Annotated in this window: 11 protein-coding genes; 6 read left to right on the top strand and 5 right to left on the bottom strand. The window is 60.9% G+C overall.

What is annotated here, in order from left to right; translation table 11 throughout:
* Positions 1-989: 989 nt before the first annotated feature.
* The 3 genes from glgB to EV560_RS06010 are packed head-to-tail and all read right to left on the bottom strand — an operon-like array spanning position 990 to position 9,650.
* Complete coding sequence (gene glgB, locus EV560_RS06000; RefSeq protein WP_131854832.1) at positions 990-3,182, bottom strand: 1,4-alpha-glucan branching protein GlgB; 2,193 nt, start codon at positions 3,180-3,182, stop codon at positions 990-992.
* A complete protein-coding gene (gene treS / locus EV560_RS06005) occupies positions 3,175-6,444 on the bottom strand; it encodes a maltose alpha-D-glucosyltransferase (protein WP_207907974.1) in 3,270 nt (1,089 codons plus the stop codon). Before treS ends, glgB begins: the two co-directional genes overlap by 8 nt.
* Before the next feature lie 14 nt (positions 6,445-6,458).
* Entirely contained in the window at positions 6,459-9,650 is a 3,192-nt protein-coding gene (locus tag EV560_RS06010; protein ID WP_131854834.1) for an alpha-1,4-glucan--maltose-1-phosphate maltosyltransferase, read from the bottom strand.
* 270 nt (positions 9,651-9,920) lie between these two features.
* Here EV560_RS06010 and treZ point away from each other — a divergent pair, with 270 nt between their 5' ends.
* The 5 genes from treZ to EV560_RS06035 all read left to right on the top strand — a co-directional run bounded on the left by treZ (position 9,921) and on the right by EV560_RS06035 (position 18,678).
* Positions 9,921-11,723, top strand: coding sequence for a malto-oligosyltrehalose trehalohydrolase (treZ, locus tag EV560_RS06015; protein ID WP_131854835.1), 1,803 nt, complete (start codon positions 9,921-9,923; stop codon positions 11,721-11,723).
* 4 nt (positions 11,724-11,727) lie between these two features.
* On the top strand, positions 11,728-16,599 hold the full coding sequence (treY, locus tag EV560_RS06020) for a malto-oligosyltrehalose synthase (protein WP_131854836.1): 4,872 nt from the start codon (positions 11,728-11,730) through the stop codon (positions 16,597-16,599).
* Positions 16,600-16,920: 321 nt separating this feature from the next.
* Positions 16,921-17,331, top strand: a complete 411-nt coding sequence (locus EV560_RS06025) for a DUF4126 domain-containing protein (protein ID WP_131855478.1) — start codon at positions 16,921-16,923, stop codon at positions 17,329-17,331.
* Positions 17,332-17,644: 313 nt separating this feature from the next.
* Complete coding sequence (locus tag EV560_RS06030) at positions 17,645-18,157, top strand: DUF2243 domain-containing protein (RefSeq protein ID WP_131854837.1); 513 nt, start codon at positions 17,645-17,647, stop codon at positions 18,155-18,157.
* Between the two features lie 236 nt (positions 18,158-18,393).
* Positions 18,394-18,678, top strand: coding sequence for a hypothetical protein (locus EV560_RS06035; RefSeq protein WP_131854838.1), 285 nt, complete (start codon positions 18,394-18,396; stop codon positions 18,676-18,678).
* 840 nt (positions 18,679-19,518) lie between these two features.
* Here the strand turns inward: EV560_RS06035 and EV560_RS06040 are convergent.
* Positions 19,519-19,788: a hypothetical protein gene (locus EV560_RS06040; protein WP_131854839.1), complete on the bottom strand. Its 270-nt coding sequence runs from the start codon at positions 19,786-19,788 to the stop codon at positions 19,519-19,521.
* Positions 19,789-19,979: 191 nt separating this feature from the next.
* Between EV560_RS06040 and EV560_RS06045 the strand changes: the two genes are divergently transcribed.
* Entirely contained in the window at positions 19,980-21,077 is a 1,098-nt protein-coding gene (locus tag EV560_RS06045; protein WP_131854840.1) for a 5-(carboxyamino)imidazole ribonucleotide synthase, read from the top strand.
* Between the two features lie 90 nt (positions 21,078-21,167).
* On the opposite strand, the gene glgX is transcribed toward EV560_RS06045, so the two are convergent.
* A complete protein-coding gene (glgX, locus tag EV560_RS06050) occupies positions 21,168-23,240 on the bottom strand; it encodes a glycogen debranching protein GlgX (RefSeq protein WP_131854841.1) in 2,073 nt (690 codons plus the stop codon).
* Positions 23,241-23,504: the final 264 nt, after the last annotated feature.

Raw genomic sequence — 23,504 nt, forward strand, 5'->3', positions numbered from 1 at the left:
CCTCGTTGGTGAAGGCCGAAATCGTTCAAGCTTTCGGATTAGATGGATCGCTGACATCCTGCATTTTAGCGTGCCCCGTTTGCAGGGTCGAGGACGTGCCGTTCGGGATGCAAGGCTCGGAGAGAAACCTGGAAATTGCGAGTTCCAGGGACGCGCGTTCCAACCCCGCAGCGGTATCGGCGGGCGCGTCCTCGAGCATACGAACCCGGCTCAAGGCCGCTCTATACTCCCAAGCAGTAGTGACACGTATCAACGGCGCTTCCACCGGTCTCTTTTCCACGGCGCCCTCCGTTAAAGTGATGGCGCGACCGATGTTCGCGAGCTTGAGCGAAAAATCTATATCGTGAGATAACCCGCGTCCAAAATGGGCGAATCCCTCCCACCAGCGCATTTAATGCCCGGGAGGACGATCCGTTGAATCCGTGAGGTCGAACGACGGATGGACTGCGCGCTTGTAATCAGGGGTAAACGCGAAGCGAACCGGCACCGCCTTCGCTGCCGGCACTTTGCTCTTCTCAGCGGGTGCCAGAGTGGAATCGGCACTCGGGGTAATAACCATCGCAGTAGCCTTTGGGTATATCGTAGGCCAATGGCTCTGAAGCCCGCTAGTTGGGCATCGCGGTCATGGCCTCGGCTACCGCGGGCGGCAGCCTGACCTCCCGCTCTTCTCGCTGGCATCCCGCTGCCACGGCAAACGCCCCCAATGCAGCGCAGAGCTTTCGATGAACCGCGTGTCGCACAGCTGGCTCGCTGGATGGCCTCGCTCCACCGAATAACGCGCCGAAACGGTGGCGGTTCTGGCGGTTGCGATCAGCCAACCGGTGCTCGGCCCCTATTGCCGCGTGGGCACGGTCTAAGTTACGGCGTCAGAAATTGGGATAACGGCGACCCGTTCGCACCCCACCCGACGGGCTCAGTTTCCGGTTACCGCCGCCGAGCGCTCAACCGTGAGCGTGAGCCGTGTCGAAGTAATGCGGACGTGCCAGCGCTCAGGTGCCTTTGACGAAGAACAGTGCGCTGAGCGGCGGAAGCAGTAACCCAAGCGAAAATGCCTCACTGCTTTGGGATAGAGCCTGCGCTTCGGCGCCGCCGCCGTTGCCGCTCCCCGTTCCGCCATACTCGCTCGCGTTGCTGTTCAGCACTTCACGCCAGTAACCCGGTTGCGGCACGCCCACTCGATATCCGGAGCGCTCTATCGGTGTCATGTTAACGACCACCAGCACCGGCGGATGTCCGGCCTTCTCGCGGAGAAATGCAAGGACGCTGTTGTGCCGATCGTCCTGGATTATCCAACGGAAGCCTTCAGGCAATGAATCCGTCGCGTGAAGCGCTGGCTGCTCGCCATAAATCCGGTTCACATCCCTGACGAGAGCCTGCACTCCAGCGTGGCGAGGATCATTAAGCAAATCCCAGTCGATTTCGCCATCGTGATCCCACTCTCGGACCTGGGCAATCTCGCCGCCCATGAACAGCAGCTTCTTGCCGGGATGCCCCCACATGAAGGAGAGGTAGGCGCGCAACGCCGCAAGCTTCGTCCAGTGGTCGCCCGGCATCTTGGTGAGGAGCGAGCCTTTTCCATGCACGACCTCGTCATGAGACAGGGGCAGAACAAAATGCTCGGCGAACGCATAGACGAGGCCGAAGGTCATTTCGTGATGGTGATGGCGGCGGTAGAGCGGATCACGCTTTTGATACTCCAAGGTGTCGTGCATCCAGCCCATATTCCATTTGAACGTAAAGCCGAGCCCGCCCTCGAGAGGGGGCCGCGTTACGCCGGGCCATGCGGTTGATTCCTCGGCAATCATGATCGCTCCGGGATGCCGTTCGGCCACTAGCCCGTTTAGACGGCGCAAGAACTGGATCGCCTCAAGATTGTCACGGCCCCCATGGATGTTGGGAGACCATTCTCCGGGACCTCGGCTATAATCCCGATAAAGCATCGACGCGACGGCATCGACACGAAGACCGTCAACGTGGAAATGATCCAGCCAATGCAGCGCGCTAGCGATCAGGAAACCTGATACCTCCCGTCGCCCAAAATTGTAGATCAGCGTGTTCCAGTCCTTGTGGAAGCCTTCCCGGGGATCCTCGTGCTCGTAAAGCGCTGTGCCATCGAACCGCGCCAGCCCGTGGACGTCTGAAGGGAAATGCGCGGGCACCCAGTCGATGATCACGCCCAGCCCTCCTTGGTGGCAGGCGTCAACGAATACGGCGAAGTCCTCGGGCTCGCCGAAGCGTCGTGTCGGCGCGAAAAGGCCTAGCGGCTGATAGCCCCAGGACCCGGTGAAGGGATGCTCCGCAACTGGTAGCAGCTCGATATGAGTAAACCCCATTTCCTTAGCGTAAGGCACTAGTCGATCCGCCAAGCCTCGCCAATCGAGCGGCTTGCCCTCGGCTCCCCGCACCCAGGAACCTGGGTGAAGCTCGTAGATCGAAACCGGCGCTTCTTGGTCCTGGTGCCGCGCCCGCGACGCGAGCCAGGTCTCGTCCCGCCAGACATGCGAGGGAGTCCGTGGCACCACCGATGCAGTGCCGGGCGGCAGTTCGGCAGCCCGCGCCAACGGATCGGCCTTTTGCGGGAGGAGATGCCCGTGGCGGTCTACGATCTCGTATTTGTAAAGTTCGCCGCTCCCTAGGCGCGGAATAAAGATTTCCCAAATGCCACTATCACCGCGGCGGCGCATCAGGTGACGCCTGCCGTCCCAGGCGTTGAAGTCGCCAACCACTGAAACCCGGGCGGCATTCGGCGCCCAAACGGCGAAGCGCACGCCGCGGATGCCGTCGATGGTCGCAAGCGCCGAGCCGAGAGCGTCAGCAAGCTTGAGATGGTGACCTTCTCCGATCAGGTGCAGGTCGAGGTCGCCCAGCAACGGGCCAAACGCGTAAACGTCTTCGGTTACTTGCGCGCCCCCCGGCCACGTCACGGTCAGAAGGTAAGCCCCCGGATCGAGATCACCGACGAACAGGCCTGCCGGCTCAGACGGTCGTAAAGCCACGGGCAATCCCGAGCCTTGCGACACCGCCACGGCAACTGCGCCGGGCACAAAAACCCTGAGGAAGCGCCCCCGCGCTCCCTGATGCGGACCGAGGACTGCGAATGGATCTCCCAGCCGGCCGGCGGCCAAAGCGGACGCAACGTCGCCCGCAAGGAGCTCAACGCGGTCGATGGTAACGTCAGCCATCGGCCGCATCCTCCCCCAACAGGCGGTTCGCAAGTTCGACCAGGCCGTACAAGGGCACGATTAGCCAGTCGGGCCGGTTGCTGACTTCGTAATTCACCTCGTAGGCCGCCTTCTCGAGCATGAAGAGGTCGAGTAGATCGCGGCCAGTCTCTTCGGAGCCGAACCTTTCGGCTTCGGTGGCAAGGGTTGTGCGATACGAGTCGAGCAGAGCGACCGGCATGACGCCAGCAAAGGCCGCCCCAAGCTTAGCTAGACGGTCCTCGCGCCCGGTGGCCGCACCCGATCGCCGCGCAGCCGCGACTGCGTAATCGAGCGAGCGAAGGATGCCGGCAACGTCCCGCCAGCCGCTATCCTTGGCGCGGCGGTGCTCCAGCGGTTGTGAGGGCTCCCCCTCGAAATCAATGATCATTACGTCGCCGCTAGCGACGAGCACTTGCCCCAGATGAAAGTCGCCGTGGACACGGTGCAGCAGAGTTGATTGCCCAGACCGGCTGAGTTTAGCCACGCAGTTCAGCAGCGCGTCGCGGCGCGCCACGACGCTATCGGCCAACGCCTGTTCCTCAGGTCCGAGGTTGGCCCGGCTCCGCACCAAGTTCGCGCAAGCAGCCGTGACCCTTCCACATATTCGCTCTTGCCAAATAGCAAGCTGCTCGTCACCGACAACCGCCGGGCTGAATGCCTCGTCGTCGGACGGCTGCGCGAGCGCCAAGTGCATCTCGGCCAGGCGCTGCCCGAGCGTGCGAACAAAACTTTGATATGTCGAGAGGAGGTCCTGAAGCTCAACATCACTCCGGGTCATTTCGTCGAGCGTTCGGACTAAATAGGAGGCGGTCCACTCCCACGCGTCCCCCTCCCCGGGGATGAACGCCTGGGCGACCCCCATGACTTCCTCGTCGCCACTATCAGGCATGTGGACGATCTCGCCGAGCAGCGCCGGCGTATTGCGAAACCCGCGTTCTGTGAGGATACGCGTCATCTCAGCTTCGGGGTGCTGGCCCGGCGCGATGCGCCGGAACAACTTCAACATGACCTTGTGGTCAACGATTACGGATGAGTTGGACTGCTCCGCCGAGAGCCACCTCACGGGATCGTCCGGAAGAACGTCGATCGAATCGAAAGCTGAGGTTGGCCTGAAGGACATATGCCCAACCGTGCTCTTGATCGTGCCGGCGCTCTTGAGAAGCGCGAGCAACTCGTGGATGAACGCGGGGAGCGTGAATGCGTCTGTGAGGAATCCTGTGCGGCGGCCGCGCCGGACGCGCGCCAAGGCAAGTTGTTGGGGCAGTGCCTGCGTCAACTCATCATCCCAGCCGATGCCCAGTGGCAGGAGGTAGCGCTGCTTCGCGCCGGCGTGCGACGTTTCGATAGCGACTAGCGCCATCTCTTTATTAGCCCCGACCCGCGCGGTGTAGGTTACCTCAGCGACGTCCAGCTGCTGATCTTTGGCCGCGAACCAGCGCCGTTTCGCGAGATAGGGAGGCAAGATGCTGGTCTCGAACTCTCGGCGGTATTGCGGCGTGATCATCTCGTCGGGACCGCCGCGCAGCACGAAAGTGGTATAGTCCGGCAGGGGTTCGGGCGTCTGAGCGTGCCAGGAGGGGGTCTCGGCATCTCGGGCCAGAACGAACCAATAGAAGCCGTAAGGTGGAAGGGTGAGCAGATAGGTCAGTTGCCCAATGGCAGGAAAAACCGAATTTCCGAGCATCTCGACAGGGTGTCGGCCAGCGAACTCGGACAGGTCCAGCTCGAATGCCTGTGCGGAGCGCGATAGGTTTGCCACACAGAGGATCGTCTCGCCTTCATGCTCCCGCAAGTAGGCGAAGGCCTTGCGGTTCTTCGGGTAAAGGAACCGCAACTTGCCCCTGCCAAAGGCACGATGCTCCTTTCGGACCGCGAGGATGCGCCGGGTCCAATTCAGCAGGGAATGGGAGTCTCGTGTCTGTGCCTCTACGTTTACCGCCTCATAGCCGTATAGCGGGTCCATTACGGGTGGAAGCACAAGCCCCGCCGGATCCGCCCTCGAGAAACCACCGTTCCGATCCGGAGACCATTGCATGGGTGTGCGCACGCCATCGCGGTCTCCCAGGAAGATATTGTCACCCATGCCTAACTCGTCGCCGTAATAGATAACTGGCGTACCGGGCATCGAAAGCAGCAGGCTGTTCATCAGCTCAATGCGGCGGCGGTCCCTTTCCAACAATGGCGCGAGCCTGCGGCGAATACCGAGGTTGATCCGCGCGCGTCGGTCCGACGCGTAAAAATTCCAGAGATAGTCGCGCTCCCGGTCTGTCACCATTTCGAGGGTCAGCTCGTCATGATTGCGCAGAAAGATTGCCCACTGGCAGTTGTCCGGGATCGCCGGCGTCTGCCTCATGATGTCGGTGATCGGGAAGCGGTCCTCCTGAGCAATCGCCATGTACATCCGAGGCATGAGCGGGAAGTGAAACGCCATGTGGCATTCGTCACCCTCGCCGAAATAGGCCTGGGTGTCCTCAGGCCACATATTAGCCTCGGCTAACAGCATCCTGTCTGGGAAGGAGGCGTCGAGTTCGGTCCGGATTTTCTTGAGTACGGAATGCGTCTCCGGCAGATTTTCGTTCGACGTGCCGTCACGTTCGATGAGGTAGGGCACAGCGTCGAGCCGAAGCCCGTCCACTCCCATATCCAGCCAAAACCGCATCACCCCCAGCACGGCCTTGAGGACCGCGGGATTGTCGAAGTTCAGATCCGGCTGATGGGAATAAAAGCGGTGCCAGTAGTAGGCTCCGGCGACAGCGTCCCACGTCCAGTTCGAGCGTTCGGTATCGAGAAAAATAATGCGTGTTCCGGAGTATAGTTGATCATTGTCCGACCAGACGTAAAAGTCGCGATGGTTCGAGCCAGGCTTTGCGAGGCGTGCGCGCTGGAACCATGGGTGCTGATCCGAGGTGTGATTGATCACAAGCTCGGTAATGACGCGCAGGCCACGGTCATGCGCGGCGCGGATGAAGCGCTTCACATCGACCGCAGTGCCATAATCCGGGTGAACCGCCTTATAAGCGGAAATGTCATAGCCATCGTCGAGCCGCGGCGAAGGATAGAACGGCAACAGCCAAACTACGGTCGCGCCAAGTTCGACGATGTAATCAAGCTTCGACATAAGGCCCGGAAAATCGCCGATGCCATCACCATTAGCGTCGAAGAATGACTTGACGTGAAGCTGGTAAATGATCGCGTCTTTGTACCATAGCGGATCGGAGGCATCAGCATTGCTCGCGCTGATCGTTTCGGTCGCGTTCATCGCGCTGCACTTTCGGAAGAGGCTATCCGCCAGATCGAAAAAGGTTGATCGGGGTTGAGCAGGATCGTTTGAATTTTTCCGTGCCACTCGAACCGATGGCCTTGCATCAGGTCTTCCACCGACACCGAGGCGTTGTCGGGCAAGCCAAACTCCCAAAGGGGGACCTCGATCTCCGCGTATTGAGAGGCAAAAGGATCGAGATTTACCGCGACCAGGACGATCTCATCGTCTCTCTCGGCGCGTTTCCCGAAATACAGGATGTTATCGTTAGAAGCGTTGTAGAAGGTGAGGCCGAGATGACTTTGTAGCGCGCGGTGGTAACGCCGAATTCTGTTCAGTTGAGTGATTTCAGCGACAATATTACCTGGCGACGACCAGTCGCGCGGCTTGATCTCATACTTCTCGCTATCCAGGTATTCTTCCTTGCCCGGAAGCGCAGCTGCCTCGCATAGCTCGAAGCCAGAGTATACGCCCCAGAGACCCGAGAGCGTCGCGGCCAGCGCCGCCCGGATCAGGAAGCCGGGTCGGCCGGAGCGCTGCAGAAAGATGGGATTGATATCAGGCGTGTTGACGAAGAAATGCGGGCGGAAGATGTCGCGTGGCGGCGCGGTGTTCAGCTCAGTAAGATACTCGGTGATCTCGGCCTTGGTGTTGCGCCATGTGAAATACGTGTAGGACTGCGAGAACCCCACCTTTCCAAGACGATACATGACCTTTGGCCGAGTGAATGCCTCCGCCAAAAAGAGCACGCCCGGGTCTCGGGAGCGGATATCAGCGATCAGCCACTCCCAAAAGGGAAAGGGCTTGGTATGCGGATTATCGACGCGGAATAAGCGTACGCCTTCGTCGACCCAATACTGCACGACGTCGCGCAGGCCGGTCCATAGCGCAGGAATGGATCCCGTCGCATAGAAATCGACGTTGACGATGTCCTGATACTTTTTGGGCGGATTCTCGGCGTAGCGCATCGATCCATCCGGCCGCCATTGGAACCAGTCGGGATGCTGCGTGAGCCAGGGGTGGTCGGGCGAGCACTGGATTGCGAAATCCAAGGCCAGCTCCAGGCCATGGCGCGCGGCTTCGCGGACCAACTCCCGGAAGTCTTCATGGCTTCCCAACTGCGGGTGTAGCGCATCATGGCCGCCATCAGGCGACCCAATCGCATAGGGACTGCCTGGATCCTTATCGGACGGCGTCAGCGTATTGTTGCGGCCCTTCCGGTTGGTTTTGCCGATGGGGTGGATGGGCGGGAAATAAACAACATCGAAGCCCATCGCCTTGATCGCGGGTAACCGACCAATCACATCTCGAAACGTACCGTGTCTGGCCGGGTCTTCTGTGATCGAGCGCGGAAAAAGCTCGTACCAACTCGCGAAGGACGCACCAACCCGATCGGCCTCTATCGGGTAGGTCGTTTGAGAACCTGTCGCATGCGGCCGCGGGTCCGCGCGCTCCATCGCTCCGCGCAGATCGTCCATCAGTAGGACGCTGACGCCCTCCTCCTGCGAAGCACCCAGCTGCCTAAGAGAAGCCTCGATCACAACGCGGTCAGGCGGGGTCGCGCTTCTGACGAATTTCTCGAGGATGAGCTTGCCCTCGACGACTTCGAGCGCCACGTCGAGTCCGGCATCCCGTTTCTTCATGAGGTCACGACGATAGGTGCCGAATTCGCTCCACCAAGCCTCGATCGCGAATTGATGCTTTCCAACCCGCAACAGCGGAAAGCGAGCCTGCCATCTGTCGTTCACGACGTATTGCATCGGCGTGCGCGACCATTCTTGCTCGTCGGCCCCACGCCACAGTAGCTCGGCCGCCAGCACGTCATGACCGTCGCTGAAAATGTCTGCCGTGACATCGACCGTATTGCCGACCGTGCCCTTCACGGGAAATCGTCCGCCATCGACGGTCGGCATTACTCCCTCGATGGCGATGCGCGCGTCTTCGCGGAATGGGCGGTCGTCGGCGGCGTCCTGATCGCCTGTCACGGGAAACCGTGGGACAAGCGGCACCAGCGTTCCCGCTGCCGGAGCCAACTCGATCGTTGCGTCGGCACGCTCAGGTCTCATTCCAAAAGACGCGGACGGGATTTGGAGATCGACCGTCACCGAGTTGATCAGGTCCCGGTTCACCACCACGAGCCGGGAAGGTCCGCCCACGCGACCCCGAGCCAGCATCGTCTTCTTTTGTCCCAGCTCGAGCGCCTGGACGTGGCGTTCGGCGCCCTGCAGGCCCGACATGACGCCATTGATAGCCGTAATTTCCGGTTGCAAATCGATGCCGCTTCTGAGGGCTTCGGCGAAATCGTCAGGCTCGGCGTCGCCGAATGGTGCTTCCATGCCGAATTCGAAGCCCATGGGCATCAGCCACCCATCGGCCATCAGGGCGGCAACCGTTGCTGCCATTGTCCGACGCCGTGCAGGATCACGACCGTCGCCAATGCGCTCGGTCGAAAATGGGTCTTGGGGAAAGCCGATCAGCGCGGCTTTGGGCGCCAAATCATTGTATTCCTCAAGCAGGGATGGATCTTGCCCATTCCACCATGCCAGGGACGATGGCAAAGCATCAAAGATGCCGGAGCCTTGCGCTACCAGCGCGGACGCGACGCGCGGCATCCAACCCATTGCTGCGAACGAGGTACGGGCCTGGCGGGCCGGGGCAAGAATTTCCCGCCAAATGGCCAGGTCTATCGCCGCAGCATCATGGCAGCGCACACCAGCGACACCCATGCGCTGCCAGGCCACAACCTGCTCCTGCCAGAACGCGATTAGTTGTCTTCTCGCTTCTGCCTGCTCGAAAGCTGCACGCAGCGCGGTGCGCCGATGAATAATGCGGGGATCAAGGAACGCCGGGGTGGAAGCGGTCCAACACCCGTCAAGCTCTGCAACGAGAGCACCCTCCCCGTCCGCCCGCGTAATGGCGAGGTCCATCCAGAACGTCAGGCCATTTGAGCGGCATTGCTCCGCCAACCCGAGCAGGATCTCGCCGGCGTCATGGCCATTCACGCTTGTGACGTCGTCGCTCAGGAACAAATCTCGGGAGGATGAGAACGGCCACGCCAGCAAGAGGTGCGTAAACCCCATGTTTCGCGCCCGAGCGGCATGTGCTCCCCAGGACTCGGCCCCACCGCCGAGGGTGGGATGAAGGCAATAAAAAGCCGCCGGAGGGGTGTTCGTTTCTGTTCCCTGCATCCGGCGCCGCACTCCTGCTGAGCCAGAGCAACCGGTGTTTGGCGATCAGGTTCCGGCGCGACAACCTTTTTGAGATCTGGAATGGGTGCCCGCACCAGCATCCTCGTCGGAAGGCGACCGTCGCAGTCTCCACTGTCCTGGCGTTCCGAGCCCTGTTGGCGGCTAAGTCGGTGGACCGGCGGCTTTCTTGTTCAAAGATTTAGACCGCCTGGGCCCGAAACTTGGTGGCGCTCTTACCGTTGATGCACATCAACGGATAAGGAGATCTCGATGCGGCGCGGCCACCAAATGCCATTCGGCGCAGCTTTGGCGGCGGATGGAGTCCGCTTCGGCTTCTGGGCCCCGAGTGCCTCCCGCGTCACGCTGCTGACACACGACAGAGAGGAGGAGATGGTTGCCGATGATGGCTGGTTTCGCCTGCACGCGCGGGCCTTGGGCGCTGGAGCACTCTACAGCTTCCGCGTGGACGGAGAGGCGACGGTCCCTGACCCAGCCTCGCGCTTTCAGCCGCGTGACATCGGCGGGCCCAGTATGGTTGTGGATCCATTCGCCTATCGCTGGAGGGACGGATCCTGGCGCGGCCGCCTGTGGGAAGAAGCGGTTGTCTACGAAGCTCACGTTGGCACCGCAACGCCTGAGGGCAGCTTTACCGCACTAACAGGCAAGCTGGAATATCTGCGCGACCTTGGTGTCACAGCCCTAGAGCTGATGCCGATCGCCGACTTCCCCGGCAGTCGTAGCTGGGGTTATGACGGCGTTCTGCATTATGCACCGGACCACGCTTACGGCACGCCCGATGAGTTGAAGGCATTGGTCGACGAAGCACACAGCTTGGGCCTGATGGTCCTGCTCGATGTCGTCTATAATCATTTCGGACCTTCAGGAAACTACCTCCCCACCTATGCCCAAACGTTTTTTACGGAGCGCCATCAGACCCTTTGGGGCGCGGGGATCAATTATGATGGTGAGACGAGCGCGACCGTTCGCGAGTATTTCATCAACAATGCGCTCTACTGGCTCGAGGAGTATCACTTCGACGGACTTCGCTTCGACGCCGTGCATGCGATCGCCGACGACAGCGAGAAGCACATCATCGCCGAACTCGCCGAGCGTATTCGCGCGAGTTTTCCTCAGCGCCACGTCCATCTTGTGCTCGAAAACAACGCTAACGAGGCGCGCTGGCTGGGCGCCGCGGAGAGTGGGACGCCAGGGTTGTATACGGCGCAGTGGAACGATGACATCCACCACGCATGGCATCGCATCCTCACAGGCGAATCCGATGGCTATTACAGAGATTATGACAATCCGGTCGCAAGACTCGGACGCGGTTTAGCAGAAGGTTTCATCTATCAAGGCGAACACTCTCAGCATGACGGAGTGGCGCGCGGCGAACCTTCCGGGCATCTCCCGCCTTCGGCATTCGTGGCGTTCCTGCAGAACCATGATCAGATCGGCAACCGCGCTCTCGGCGAACGCCTGGGATTGCTGACCGATCAAAACAAGCTGGCTCTCGCGCGAGCGGCGCTTCTGCTCGGGCCGCAAATTCCGCTGCTCTTCATGGGAGAGGAGTGGCAGGCATCGACGCCATTCGTCTACTTCGTCGATTTTCCAGACGATCCTGATCTGGCAAATGCAGTGCGCGAGGGTCGGCGGAAGGAGTTCGGCGGGTTCGCGGCCTTCGGGGATGAGACAGGCATCGCCGCCATTCCCGACCCGACCACCGAAGAGACGTTCGCCCGCTCGCGGCTCAACTGGGACGAAGCATTGCGCGACCCCCATTCCTCGGTGCTCGCTGAGACTAAGGCCCTGCTGCACCTCCGTCGCGATGAGGTGGTTCCACTGACGAAAACCGGCCTCCTCGACGCCCGCTGGCGGTCGCCGGGGGCTGATGCGCTCGAAATTTGCTGGCGGTTTGGTGGCGGATCTTTACGCCTTCTGATGAATTTCGGGCCCGATATCTACGTCTTCCCGGTGGAGTCAGGTGAACGAGCGATCTGGTCTAGTCCCGGTGTCGCGCTAGACGGTGATGCGACGCTTCCTCCTTGGACGGGCACCATGCTGGTGGGGAAGTGACGACATGCACGACAAACTGATCGAGACGATCGCGGAGCTCGCGGGGATCGCCAAGCAGTACAGAGATTCGTCAGGCAACTTGGTCGCCGCGAGTTTAGAGACCAAGCGGGCGGTTTTGAGTGCTCTTGGATACGATACCGCCACGGTGTCTCAGGCACAGGACGCCCTGGCCCGCCTTCAAACTCGGCAACGAACCCTGCTCGCCCCGATCGTGGTCGCCGCAGAAGGGCGGCCAACGCGGATATCGATGCGTAATAGTTCACCGCCAAGGAACGTCGAGTTTGTCGCGACAGACGAGACCGGGGGCATATGCCAAGGGCGCATCGATTGTGAGGTGGCCCAGGGTGGGGCGGCCTTCCAGCTTCCGGCTTTACCCTTGGGCTACTGGACCCTGTCGGTGAGCTTCGACGGGCAGGAGCGGGGCCGGTGCCGGATTATTTGCGCCCCCGACCGCTGCCATGAGCCAGGATCCATCCGTCGCGGCGAGAGAGGCTGGGGCGTGACGTCACAGCTCTACTCACTTCGTTCCGACAACAATTTTGGCATGGGTGACTATGGCGATGCAGCCGCTCTGAGCGAGCGGGCCGGCAGGCTTGGTGCCTCATTCCTCGGGCTGAGCCCCGTCCACGCCCTCTTCGTCTCCGACCCCGAGAAAGCATCGCCCTACTCGCCCTCCTCGCGGCTTATGCTCGATCCACAATATCTCAATCCAAGTAATATCGACGGATTCGAGGAGCGTCGCGACGACCTCTGGCCCGGGCATGCACGGGCCCATGTCACGTCACTTCGCGAGTCTGGTCTGGTCGATCGGCGCGCGTCATGGGAGGCGAAGCGCTCTCTGCTGCAAGCAATCTGGCGGAGCTTTGACCAGCTCGGCCCGAACGAAACCTTCGCATCGTTTCGCTCGCGGGGCGGACAACCGCTGGTCGCGCACGCGACGTTCGAGGCCCTATCGGAGCTTTTCGCCGAAAGCGGCGCGAGATGGCTCGGCGATTGGCCCCAGGCCTATCGGGATGCCGGCGGCGAGGCCGTGGCACGCTTCGCAGGTGAGCACCCCGGACTGGTTGACTTCCACATTTGGCTCCAGTGGCAGGCCGATCAGCAATTGGGAGCTGCCCAAGCAGCCGCCATTGGTGCCGGCATGGACATCGGATTATTCCGTGATCTCGCGGTTGGAGTTGACGGAGCCGGCTCGGAGGTTTGGTCCGCACCTCAGCGCTTCATGACGTCGCTATCGATCGGTGCACCGCCAGACCCCATCGGCCCAGCCGGCCAGAATTGGGGCTTGCCCCCTTTCCATCCGCTTATGCTCGAGGACGAAGGACTGGAGCCATTCAGGGCCGTGCTCGCAGCCAATATGCGCCATGCCGGCGCGATCCGGATCGACCATGCATTCCAGCTGCAACGGCTCTTTCTTATCCCGGCCGGCGCGTCTGCGAGCGACGGAGCATATATTTCCTATCCATTCAAAGCGCTCCTGGCGCTACTGCGCCTGGAGAGCTACCGGGCCCGCTGCATGGTGATTGCGGAAGATCTCGGCACCGGACCCGATGGCTTCTCGGACGCAATCATGGCCGCCGGCGTCTACAGTTACCGCGTCCTTCCCTTCGAGCGCGATGAACATGGTGCCTTCAAAACGCCGCAGGATTATCCAGAACGCGCCCTCGCCGCACTTACAACTCACGATTTACCGACGTTCAAAGGCTGGTGGAAGGGCCTCGACATCGACCTGCGCCACGCATCAGGACAACATACCGGCGCGGATGCCGATCGCGCTCGCGCCGCCCGTATTAACGACCGAGAAAAGCTCGTCGATGCGATGAGAGAGCAGCAGCTACTCGACCCGGCAGGGCAGTTTCCTGTCGAACCACCTATCGAGGCGGCCGTTGCTTATCTGGCGCGATCAAGGTCGGCGCTAGTCGCTATCCAGACCGAGGATGCAGCCGGCGAACTCAATCAAGCCAACTTGCCGGGAATGGACGCCCAGCACCCAAACTGGCAGCGCAAGCTGTCTCTCGACGTTGTTTCGCTCACTGCGACGCGGAGCAGTCTCGCGAAGCTCGCTGCGCTCTTCGCCAACGAAGGTCGAAGCGGAGAGCCCAGACCAGGCACGGCGCTGGCGGCACCTCCTCCGCGCGCGACCTATCGCCTCCAGTTTCACCGAGATTTTACGTTCGAGCAGGCGGCGGCAATCGTGCCCTATCTGGCTCGTCTGGGCATCAGCCACGTCTACGCGTCGCCGATCCAAACGGCGCGGCCGGGGTCCCTGCATGGGTACGACATTGTCGATCACACGGGTATAAACCCCGAGCTAGGCGGGATGACTGGTTTTTTGCAACTTTCTGATGCGCTCCGAGCCCATGAGATGGGCTTGGTTCTGGATATCGTCCCCAACCATATGGGCATCGGGGGCGCCGACAATAATTGGTGGTTATCTGTGCTGGAATGGGGTCAGCATTCACCGCATGCGGCCGCCTTCGACATCGATTGGGAACGTCTTGGCGCCAACGGCAAGCTTGTCGTCCCGTTCCTCGGGGAGCGTTATGGCGAAGCCCTGGAAAATGGGCGCCTTGAGCTAAAGCTAGATGCGAACGAGGGCACACTGAGCGTCTGGCACGGCGATCACCGCTTCCCGATCAACCCCCTGACGTATCCAATCATTCTGGATCGCGCGTTGCTCCTCGCCGGCGAGTTCACCAAGCCCGGCTTTAGGGAGGCGCTAGCGATATCGTCGCGCCTGCGCACGATAGCTGACGCCGGGCCCCCGGCCAGCAACGCACACGACGCAGCCGAACACCTTAAATTGCGCTTCGCAGCTGCGGTCTCCTCATCGGTAGAGCTCGCCGAGGCGCTTCACCGCACTATCGTCCTGGTAAATGGCTCGCCTGGGATTCCGGAAAGCTTCGAGACGTTGCACCGCATTCTTGAGGCACAGGCTTATCGGCTCGCTTACTGGCGGGTCGCCGCCAGCGACATCAATTATCGCCGTTTCTTTGAAGTGAACTCATTGGCCGGCATCCGGGTTGAAGACCCCGATGTTTTCGAGCGAACTCATCGGACGGTAATCGATCTCGTTCGCCAAGACCGAATTCAGGGGCTACGCGTAGATCACGTGGACGGGCTTGCGGACCCCGCAGCTTACCTCCGAGCGCTTCAGGCGGAAGTTGGCCCAGGCTTCTACATTTTGGTCGAAAAGATCCTCGGACCTGGTGAGGAACTTCCGCCATGGCCAATCTCTGGCACGACTGGCTACGATGTCCTCAACCTGATCGACGGCGTTCTGGTCGACCAGGATGCAGCTGAAAATTTAGAAGAGATTTATCGCGAGGTTAGCGGAGCCACGGAGTCGTATGCAGAGATGCTCCGGGAGGTCAGGCGTGAGACGCTCGAGACCGGCTTCGCCAGCGAGCTCGAGGTCCTCGTATCCGACCTTGTCCGGGTGGCTCACGCAGATCGCCACACAAGGGATTATACCGTCTACGCCATGCGGAAGGCGCTGGCTGAGATCATCGAACGCTTCCCGGTCTACCGCAGCTACGTTGCATCAGAAGCCCCCTCCCCTGCGGACCGACGTCTGATCCGCAGTACCATTGCGGCCGCGTGTGAAGCGACTGCGCTTCCCGAGCAAACGTTACATGAGTTCATCGCTGAGATATTGCTGGCGGAGCTTCCGGCCGCTGCAGAGGGCTCAGCCCTAGCCGAACATTGCGAGAGGTTCCGCCGGCGATTTCAACAGCTCACTGGTCCTGTGATGGCCAAGAGCTTGGAAGATACACTCTTCTATCGCTACGGCGTGCTTCTCGCGCTTAACGAAGTCGGGGCTGAGCCGGAACACTTCGGCATCTCCGCAGAGGACTTCCATGCTGCAAATGGCGATCGGTGTCGAAAATGGCCGCACGCCATGATCGCTACGGCGACACATGATACGAAGCGTGGAGAGGACAGCCGCGCACGCCTCCTGGCGCTGTCCGACATACCGGCGCAATGGGGCCACTACGCTGCGTCGTGGCAAACGCTGAGCCGCCAGCTTGCGCCGGATTCAACCGCGCCAGATGGACTCGATCGATATCTCGTCCTGCAGCAGTTGCTGGCCGCTTGGCCACTTGAGCTGTTGACTGGATCTGATCCCGAAGGTCTGGCTCGGTTCGCAGAACGCATGGACGCCTGGGTGGAGAAGGCATTGCGTGAGTCCAAGCGTAATTCCAGCTGGACGAACCCCCGCGAGCAGTACGAGGCCGCCGTCAAGGCCCTCGTGGCGGGTGCGCTGAAGCCCGAGAGCGCGGTTTTTGCGGAGCTCAACACATGGGCGGCGGAACTGGCCGAGCGGGGCGTTATCAAGGGCCTTGCAAGGACGGCATTGAAATTGACCTTGCCAGGGGTGCCTGACATCTACCAAGGCACGGAGATGTGGGATTTCTCGCTGGTCGATCCAGACAATCGTCGGCCAGTCGATTACGTCGGCCGTGAGAAATCTCTGTCGATCGAGCCGTCGATTGAGGATCTCATGACAACTTGGCAAGACGGCCGCATCAAGCAGCGCGTCATAACTAGGTTGTTGGAGGATCGCCGCACCCACGCCCTGCTTTACGAGCAAGGGCATTATCAGCCGGTATCGGCTTCGGGAGAGCGTTCCAGGGACTTGATCGCGTTCGAGAGACGTTTCGGTGGCGAGCGACTCGTCGTTGTTGTGGCCCGTACGCCCGCAGGAGGCTCGACCCTCCCCGCGGGCGGTGTCTGGGGCGACACAATGGTGGAGCTGCCCGTAGGGACCTGGAGAGATGTTATTGCCGGTACGGAAATCCAGGTCGCCGAGCAAGGATGCTCCGCCTGCGACCTCTTCCGGGCTTTGCCGATCGCCGTAATGAGATCGTTCTGAGGAGCGGTAGAGCCGTCGGCTCTAACTCCTCGCATTTTTAACATCTGGTGTCGGGTTCCCGGGGCGAAGGCCCTAGGGCGTGGCGGAGCCGAGTGATTTCTCGTCGGCTTCGAAGACCCCAGCCGGTTGCATCGGCGATGTCAGTCGCTGCTCCTTCCGCCATTGACGCCACACCCGCCGTGATACCAACCTCGAACAAGAGATTGGCAAGAACCCAGTGGCGCGGCTGGCACGTTCCGCACCGTTAGCGCCATCCAATGGAAGCGAATTCGGGCTGTCTTGCTCGGGTTGCTGATCGGCTGCATCGCCGGCCTGCGCACTATGACGGCCCCTGCCGCTGTTAGCTGGGCCGCTTATCTCGGCTGGATTAACCTCAGCGCGAGCCCGATTGCCTTCCTCGGATATTCCTGTGCGCCGTGGATACTGACCGTGCTGGCCCTCGGTGAGCTGGTCGCCGATAAGTTGCCGTCAACGCCCGGTCGCAAGGTTCCGCTGCAGTTCAGCGGCCGCCTGGTCTTGGGTGGGCTTTCCGGCGCGGCCCTCGGAGTGACCGGGGGCTCGCTCGCTTTCGGGGCTGTTACAGGCATTGTAGGCGCTATCGTCGGCACGTTTAGCGGAGCGGAGATTCGGAGCAGGCTGGCAGCCGCAGTCGGCAAAAACCTTCCCGCAGCTCTCGCGGAGGACGTATTCGCGTTACTCGGCGCGCTCTTGATCGTGCTGGCCGGGCGATGAAGCTCAGGCGCCGGCCTTGAAGTCAGAGCGGGAGTGCGGGCTCGTCAGGATCGACATGCCATCCTGGAACTTCTTGGCCCGAGTGCTGGCCCGAAAGCTGGGTGATACGATAGCAGGTAGCGGGACGACTCCATCTCGCAATTAGTCCGCCGACGAGTTGCGTCGCTACGGGGTCCTAGAACTTAGCGGCACACGTTTGCGCTCCGGCAGAACCTCAGGGGACGTTGCGCCGTCGATGATGGACGGCGCTCGCGATTAAATCCTCGTCTCAAAGGCCGCTGGCGCCACGGTTCTATCAGAGGGAATTTGCGAGATGGTTTCGAGCGCTGGTCGCTTTCTGAATGGAAAAAACTTAGCCCGTGCGACGACGTTTCCAGTTCTTGCTGGTACGCTCGTCGGTCTCGGACTCGGCGGCTTTTTCGATGGGATCGTACTACACCAGGTTCTTCAGTGGCATCATGTTGCAAGCGCATGGTATCCGGCCCATTCGTTGGAAAATATGTCGTTCAATACGTTCTTCGACGGGATCTTTCATATCGGGACATATATTTTTGTGTCCGGATTGCTCCTGCTTTGGCGTCACGCACGCAATCTTGCCGGGACTATCTTGATTGGTTTCGGCGCATTCAACTGCGTGGAGGGAGCGATCAATCACCACTTGCTTGGCTTACATCATGTCAACGAAACGGTTGATCGCGACATGCAAATCTACTGGGACGTGGGGTTTCTGGTCTGGGGTGGAGCAATGCTGTGGGGCGGTTGGTACCCGTTGCACCGAGGTCGCCATGACGTATCGAACCTCACCTCAGCCGCCGGGCAATCTTAGCTCGTCGACGCATTCACCCTGCGCGCCCTGCCAAACCTTTGCCTGCGGCACGGTGGGATCAGATGCCACATGCATCACGATTGATCCCACAGTATCGCCGGTCGGGCTCCGGCATTGACCGCGACTATCGTGGCTCTCGAAATCGGCCGTCGCTGCTGGAACAGGTCGGGTGGCGACCGGTTTTGAATCGCATCGCTTCCTACGAAGCACAATGCATGAGATTCACGGAGCACGTTATGGAAAACGGGAACGGATCGACGGAATCGACTGGTTTCAAAGCCATGTCGCAGAAGGCCGAGGCTAGCGGTGGCGGAAATGATGAAAAGTTCGAAGAAACAGGCGGGCTAGTCGCGAATCTCAAGTCAATTGGCGTCGACACCAATCAGATGACGGATGTCGCGCAAGAGCGCGCTGGAGAATTCCAGGAGATGCTCGAGAGCGAGATTCGCGCGCGACCGATGCGAGCTCTGGGTTGGGCTTTAGGCGTTGGCGTCGTCCTCGGCTTCTGGGCGGCGAAGTAGGACGTGGGCGGCCTAATCGCTTTCTTAGCAGCCGGCGTTGTCGACGCAATCAAGCGCAGAGCGGTTGTTTACGCCCTCATGGGCCTCGGTGGCATTCTAGCCATGTGCGCGGCCGGGTACGTCCTCCGTGCGGCTCATGAATGGTTGCTCGTTCGCTACGGCGAGATTGATGCGAGCTTGATCATCGCCTCCGGCTTGCTGGTGGCGGCAATCATGTCAGTCGTTGCCGCTCGTATTATTAGCCGGCGGCCCGTACGATCGGCGCCGCTTCTTGACCGGGCGGCCTCATACCGTCTGAGTGGTCAACCGTCTCCGCGGCGTCTGAAGGCCGTAAGCTCTGGAGTGGCGGGCGCCATATTCTCCGCCATCGCAGCGGCGATCGTTGTCCGGGTTCGGAACAAGTGATACCTAACGTCTCTGGCATTCACAGGTGCCGCGACGGGCGAGCCTGACCCACTCAATCGCGTTCACGTCGGAGGTTGTCTTGCGGCTCCGACCCGCACCGGTGGTGGGAGGTTTCCTGCTCAGCCGATCCCTCGGCCGATGCAAGCATATTGAGTGCGGCTTCCTTTGCCTTGCTGGGCACCATGTCCCTCTTGAAGATGCCACTCAACCGCGTCGCGGGAGGCGCCACTTTCTAGGGCAAGCACGGCAATCCAGTCTCGACCACGGAACTTTTGAGACATCTCGACGGCTAGCTGTCGGCCGGTCCGGTTGCCCCTACTCCCAAGTTGATCATGGGGGAACGCGAGACACTCAAGCTCGTTCCGAGTGGAGCCGTTGCCGGCTCGCGCTCGGACAAGAACGCGCGGCAAGCAAACCACACGCCGCGTCTCATATTTAGGATTTGCCGTCGGCGGTCGATTCGTCTTGTTCTCTTAGATCGTCTGGAGGCGGCGCTTCGCGAATGGAGACGACGGTGGTGTCACAGGCTTCCTTTTCTTGCGGTGGCGAGTTGGGCGTTCCGTGGTCCCGCTGCCACGCGTTGATCGCGTCAGTCAGCGCCGAAATCTCCCGCAGACGTTCGTCGGTCCTCGGGAGATGCTCCAGCTCGGCGATCTTGCTTTGTGCCTCTTCATACTGGAATTCGTCCAAAATGGTCACGGGCATTCGTCTCTCCTGTTTGAAGACAAACACCCGTTAGACGGGAGCGTTCCTCATAGCGATGGTCCAGTGCTGCGGGCGGAGCGGCCGGACCTCGTAGCGTTGCGTTCTCGACGGGCCCGTGGCACCGCGTGCTCAACTTGTCTCCGGCACGATTGTCAGGCATGGCCCGAGCCAGGAATCTGAGGGATTACATCATGCAGCCGAGCGGCACGTTTGGACCAGGCAGTGTCCTGGGGATCCTGGGCGGTGGGCAACTCGCTCGAATGATGGCCCAGGCTGCTGCGGACTTGGGCGTTCTTTCCCATATCTACACCCCGGAGCGGGAGAGCCCTGCAGCCGAAGTAGCAGGTCGTTCAACGATCGCCGCTTACGATGATGCAGCGGCGCTTCGGCAGTTCGTGGAAAGCGTCGATTTGGTCACCTACGAATTTGAAAACGTGCCCGCTGAGACGGCTATGTTGCTTGCCGCGCGGAAGCCGTTGCAGCCAAGTGCCCGAGCGCTCGCGATCACGCAGGACCGGGTGACAGAGAAGCGTTTTATCGAAGCTCTCGGCTTGCCGCTCGCGCCGTTTCGCGTCGTGACCAATATCGATGAACTAGACAGCTCGTTAGCTGAGCTCGGCCGCCCGTGCGTGTTGAAAACAAGTCGCTTTGGCTATGATGGCAAGGGACAGGTAAAAATCTCCGCTGAAACGGACGCTGCCGGTGCTTATGCTGAGATTGGGGGTGTTGAGGCGGTATTAGAGGGCTTGATTACTTTCACCAAAGAAATTTCGGTAATCGCCGCACGCGGCTACAACGGCGAATTCAAAGCTTACGATGTCTGTGAGAACGAACACGTCGATCACATTTTGAGCGTGACGCGGGCCCCTGCGAGAGTGCGTACAAACACCTACGAAGGCGCCCTCAACGCGGCGCGGCGCATTGCTGATGCGTTGGAGTATGTCGGGATCATCGCAATCGAAATGTTTGTCGTTGAGGAAGGGGACCGGGAGACCTTTCTCATCAACGAGATCGCACCGCGCGTTCATAATTCCGGGCACTGGACTAGCGACGGCGCCAAGACCTCGCAATTTCAGCAGCATGTGCGGGCGATCTGTAATTTCCCACTCGGAAGCTCGGCCCGACTGGGCACGATTGAGATGAAGAACTTGATCGGAGATGCTGCCGAAAATTGGCGCGAGTATCTTGCCGAGGCAGGCGCCCATCTGCATTTGTACGGCAAGAGAGAATCCCGTTCCGGTCGAAAAATGGGGCATGTAACGCGCGTACGGCCCGACGAAAACGTCTAGCGAAAGAGGGAGTCCCGCCGGAGCGGGACCAATCTCCCCGTAGGTCTACGAGCCGAGCGCAGCTCAAGCTGGCGTGTTGGCGAGTGCCGTTTACATCAGCACGATCAGCGACCGTGGCGACAAGGTCAGCGTCGCCTCCGCCTTCAGTCCCTTGCGGCCCTCGTCGGAATTCGGTCCGGTCTCGGTATCAAGCACGACCGACCACGAGCCCTTCTTCACCCGCGCCGGCAGCTCGAACTCCACCTCGCCGTCGAAGGCGTTGAACAGGATCAGCGCCTCGTCGCCGCCCTCCTCGACATTCGGCGCATGCATCAGAAGGCCGATGGCGCGCACGCCTGGATCGTCCCAATGCTCCTCCTGCTGGTCGCCACCCGCAGGGTTGACCCAGCGCAGCACGGTGCCGTCGCGAAAGCTGTCGCGGCGGAAGATCGCGTGTTCCGTCCGCAACTGCGCGACGCGGCGCACGAATCCGGTCAGCGCCTTGTCGCGCGGCCCGATCTTCTCCCAGTCGATCCAGCCGATCTCGTTGTCCTGGGCGTACACATTGTTGTTGCCACCCTGCGTATGGCCGAACTCGTCGCCGGCGAGCAGCATCGGCGCGCCATGCGAGAGCAGCAGCGTCGCCAGCAGGTTGCGCTTCTGGCGCTCGCGCGCCGCGATGATGCCCTCGTCCTGCGTCGGCCCCTCGGCACCGAAATTGAAGGACAGGTTGTGGCCGTGGCCATCCTTGTTGTCCTCGCCATTCGCCTCGTTGTGCTTGTCGTTGTAGGAAACGAGATCGTTCAGCGTGAAGCCGTCATGGGCGGTGATGAAGTTGACGCTCGACCATGGCCGGCGCCCGAACTCATCGTAGATATCGCCCGAGCCGGTGATGCGCGCCGCGAGATCGCGAATGATGCCCTCTTCGCCCTTCCAGTAGGCGCGGACCGTGTCGCGATACTTGTCGTTCCATTCCGACCAGCCCGGCGGGAAGCCGCCGACCTGGTAGCCGCCCGGCCCGATATCCCAGGGCTCGCCGATCAGCTTGACCCGGCGCAGCATCGGGTCCTGCCCCATGGCGTCGAAGAAGCCGCTGCGCGGGTCGAAGCCCTCCGGCTCGCGCCCGAGGATGGTGCCGAGATCGAAGCGGAACCCGTCCACCTCCATGACCTCGACCCAGTAGCGCAGCGAATCCAGCACCATTTGCAGCACGCGCGGATGGCTGGTGTTCAGCGTGTTTCCGGTGCCGGTATCATTGACGTAGTAACGCGGCTTGCCGGCGATCGTCCGGTAGTAGGAATAGTTGTCGATGCCCTTGAAGCTGAGCGTCGGCCCGAGCTCGTTGCCCTCGGCGGTGTGGTTGTAGACCACGTCGAGAATGACCTCGAGCCCAGCCTCGTGGAAGCGGCGGACCATGTCGCGGAACGACGCGAGCCCGGCCTGCCCCTCGTAGCGCTGCTCGGGAGCGAAGAAGCCGATACTGTTATAGCCCCAATGGTTGCGCAGGCCTTTGGCGACGAGGTGATGGTCGTCGACGAAGGCATGCACCGGCAGCAGCTCGACCGAGGTGACGCCGAGGCTCCTGATGTAGTCGACGATGGCCTGCTCGCCGAGCCCGTCGAAGGTGCCGCGCTTCGCTTCGGGAATGGCGGGATGCAGCTTGGTGTAGCCGCGCACATGCGTCTCGTAAAAGATCGTCCTGTCCCAGGCGATGCGCGGCTTGTCGGGCGCCTTCGGATCGGCCTTGAAATCGGAGACAATGCATTTCGGCATGAAAGGCGCGCTGTCGCTCTTGCTGAAACTTAGGTCCTTGTCGGCCTTGGCCGCAACGTCGTAGCCGTAATGGGCGTCGTGCCAGGCGATTTCGCCGGAATATTGGCGTGCATAGGGGTCGAGCAGCAGCTTGTTCGGGTTGAAGCGGTGCCCTTCCTCAGGCACGTAGCGGCCATGGACCCGGTAGCCATAACGCTGGCCCGGCTTCACACCGGGCAAATAGCCGTGCCAGATCGCGTTCGTGTATTCCGGCAGGGTGACGCGGGCAATCTCGTTCTTGCCGCTTTCGTCGAAAAGGCAGAGTTCGACCCGCTCGGCGTGCGACGAGAATATCGCAAAGTTTGTACCCTCCTGGTCGGCGATGGCTCCGAGTTCGGTTGCACTCCCAGCTCTGACATCCATATCAGACATTCGTAGCCCCTTGCTTCCGGGGCTACGCAGGTGCGGGCCCATCCATAACGTGCGGGTCAACTCTCCTCGCAGCGCGCCGGTTCCGGGTTTCTCTTCCCAGCACGGCCTCCATCCGAATGTGCCGCACCGAAGCCAGCGAGAAAGCAAATCCCACCTGATAAGCTAAAGGTTTTACTTCCTCATCGATAATTGTCGTTACAGACGATTTGCGGCTGCCGGATGGCTTCTTTGTATCGGCAGATTGCGACTCGAAGAGCTTTTAGT

This window comes from Allobosea sp. BK604 (assembly GCF_004341515.1).
In the GTDB taxonomy this organism is placed as follows: domain Bacteria; phylum Pseudomonadota; class Alphaproteobacteria; order Rhizobiales; family Beijerinckiaceae; genus Allobosea.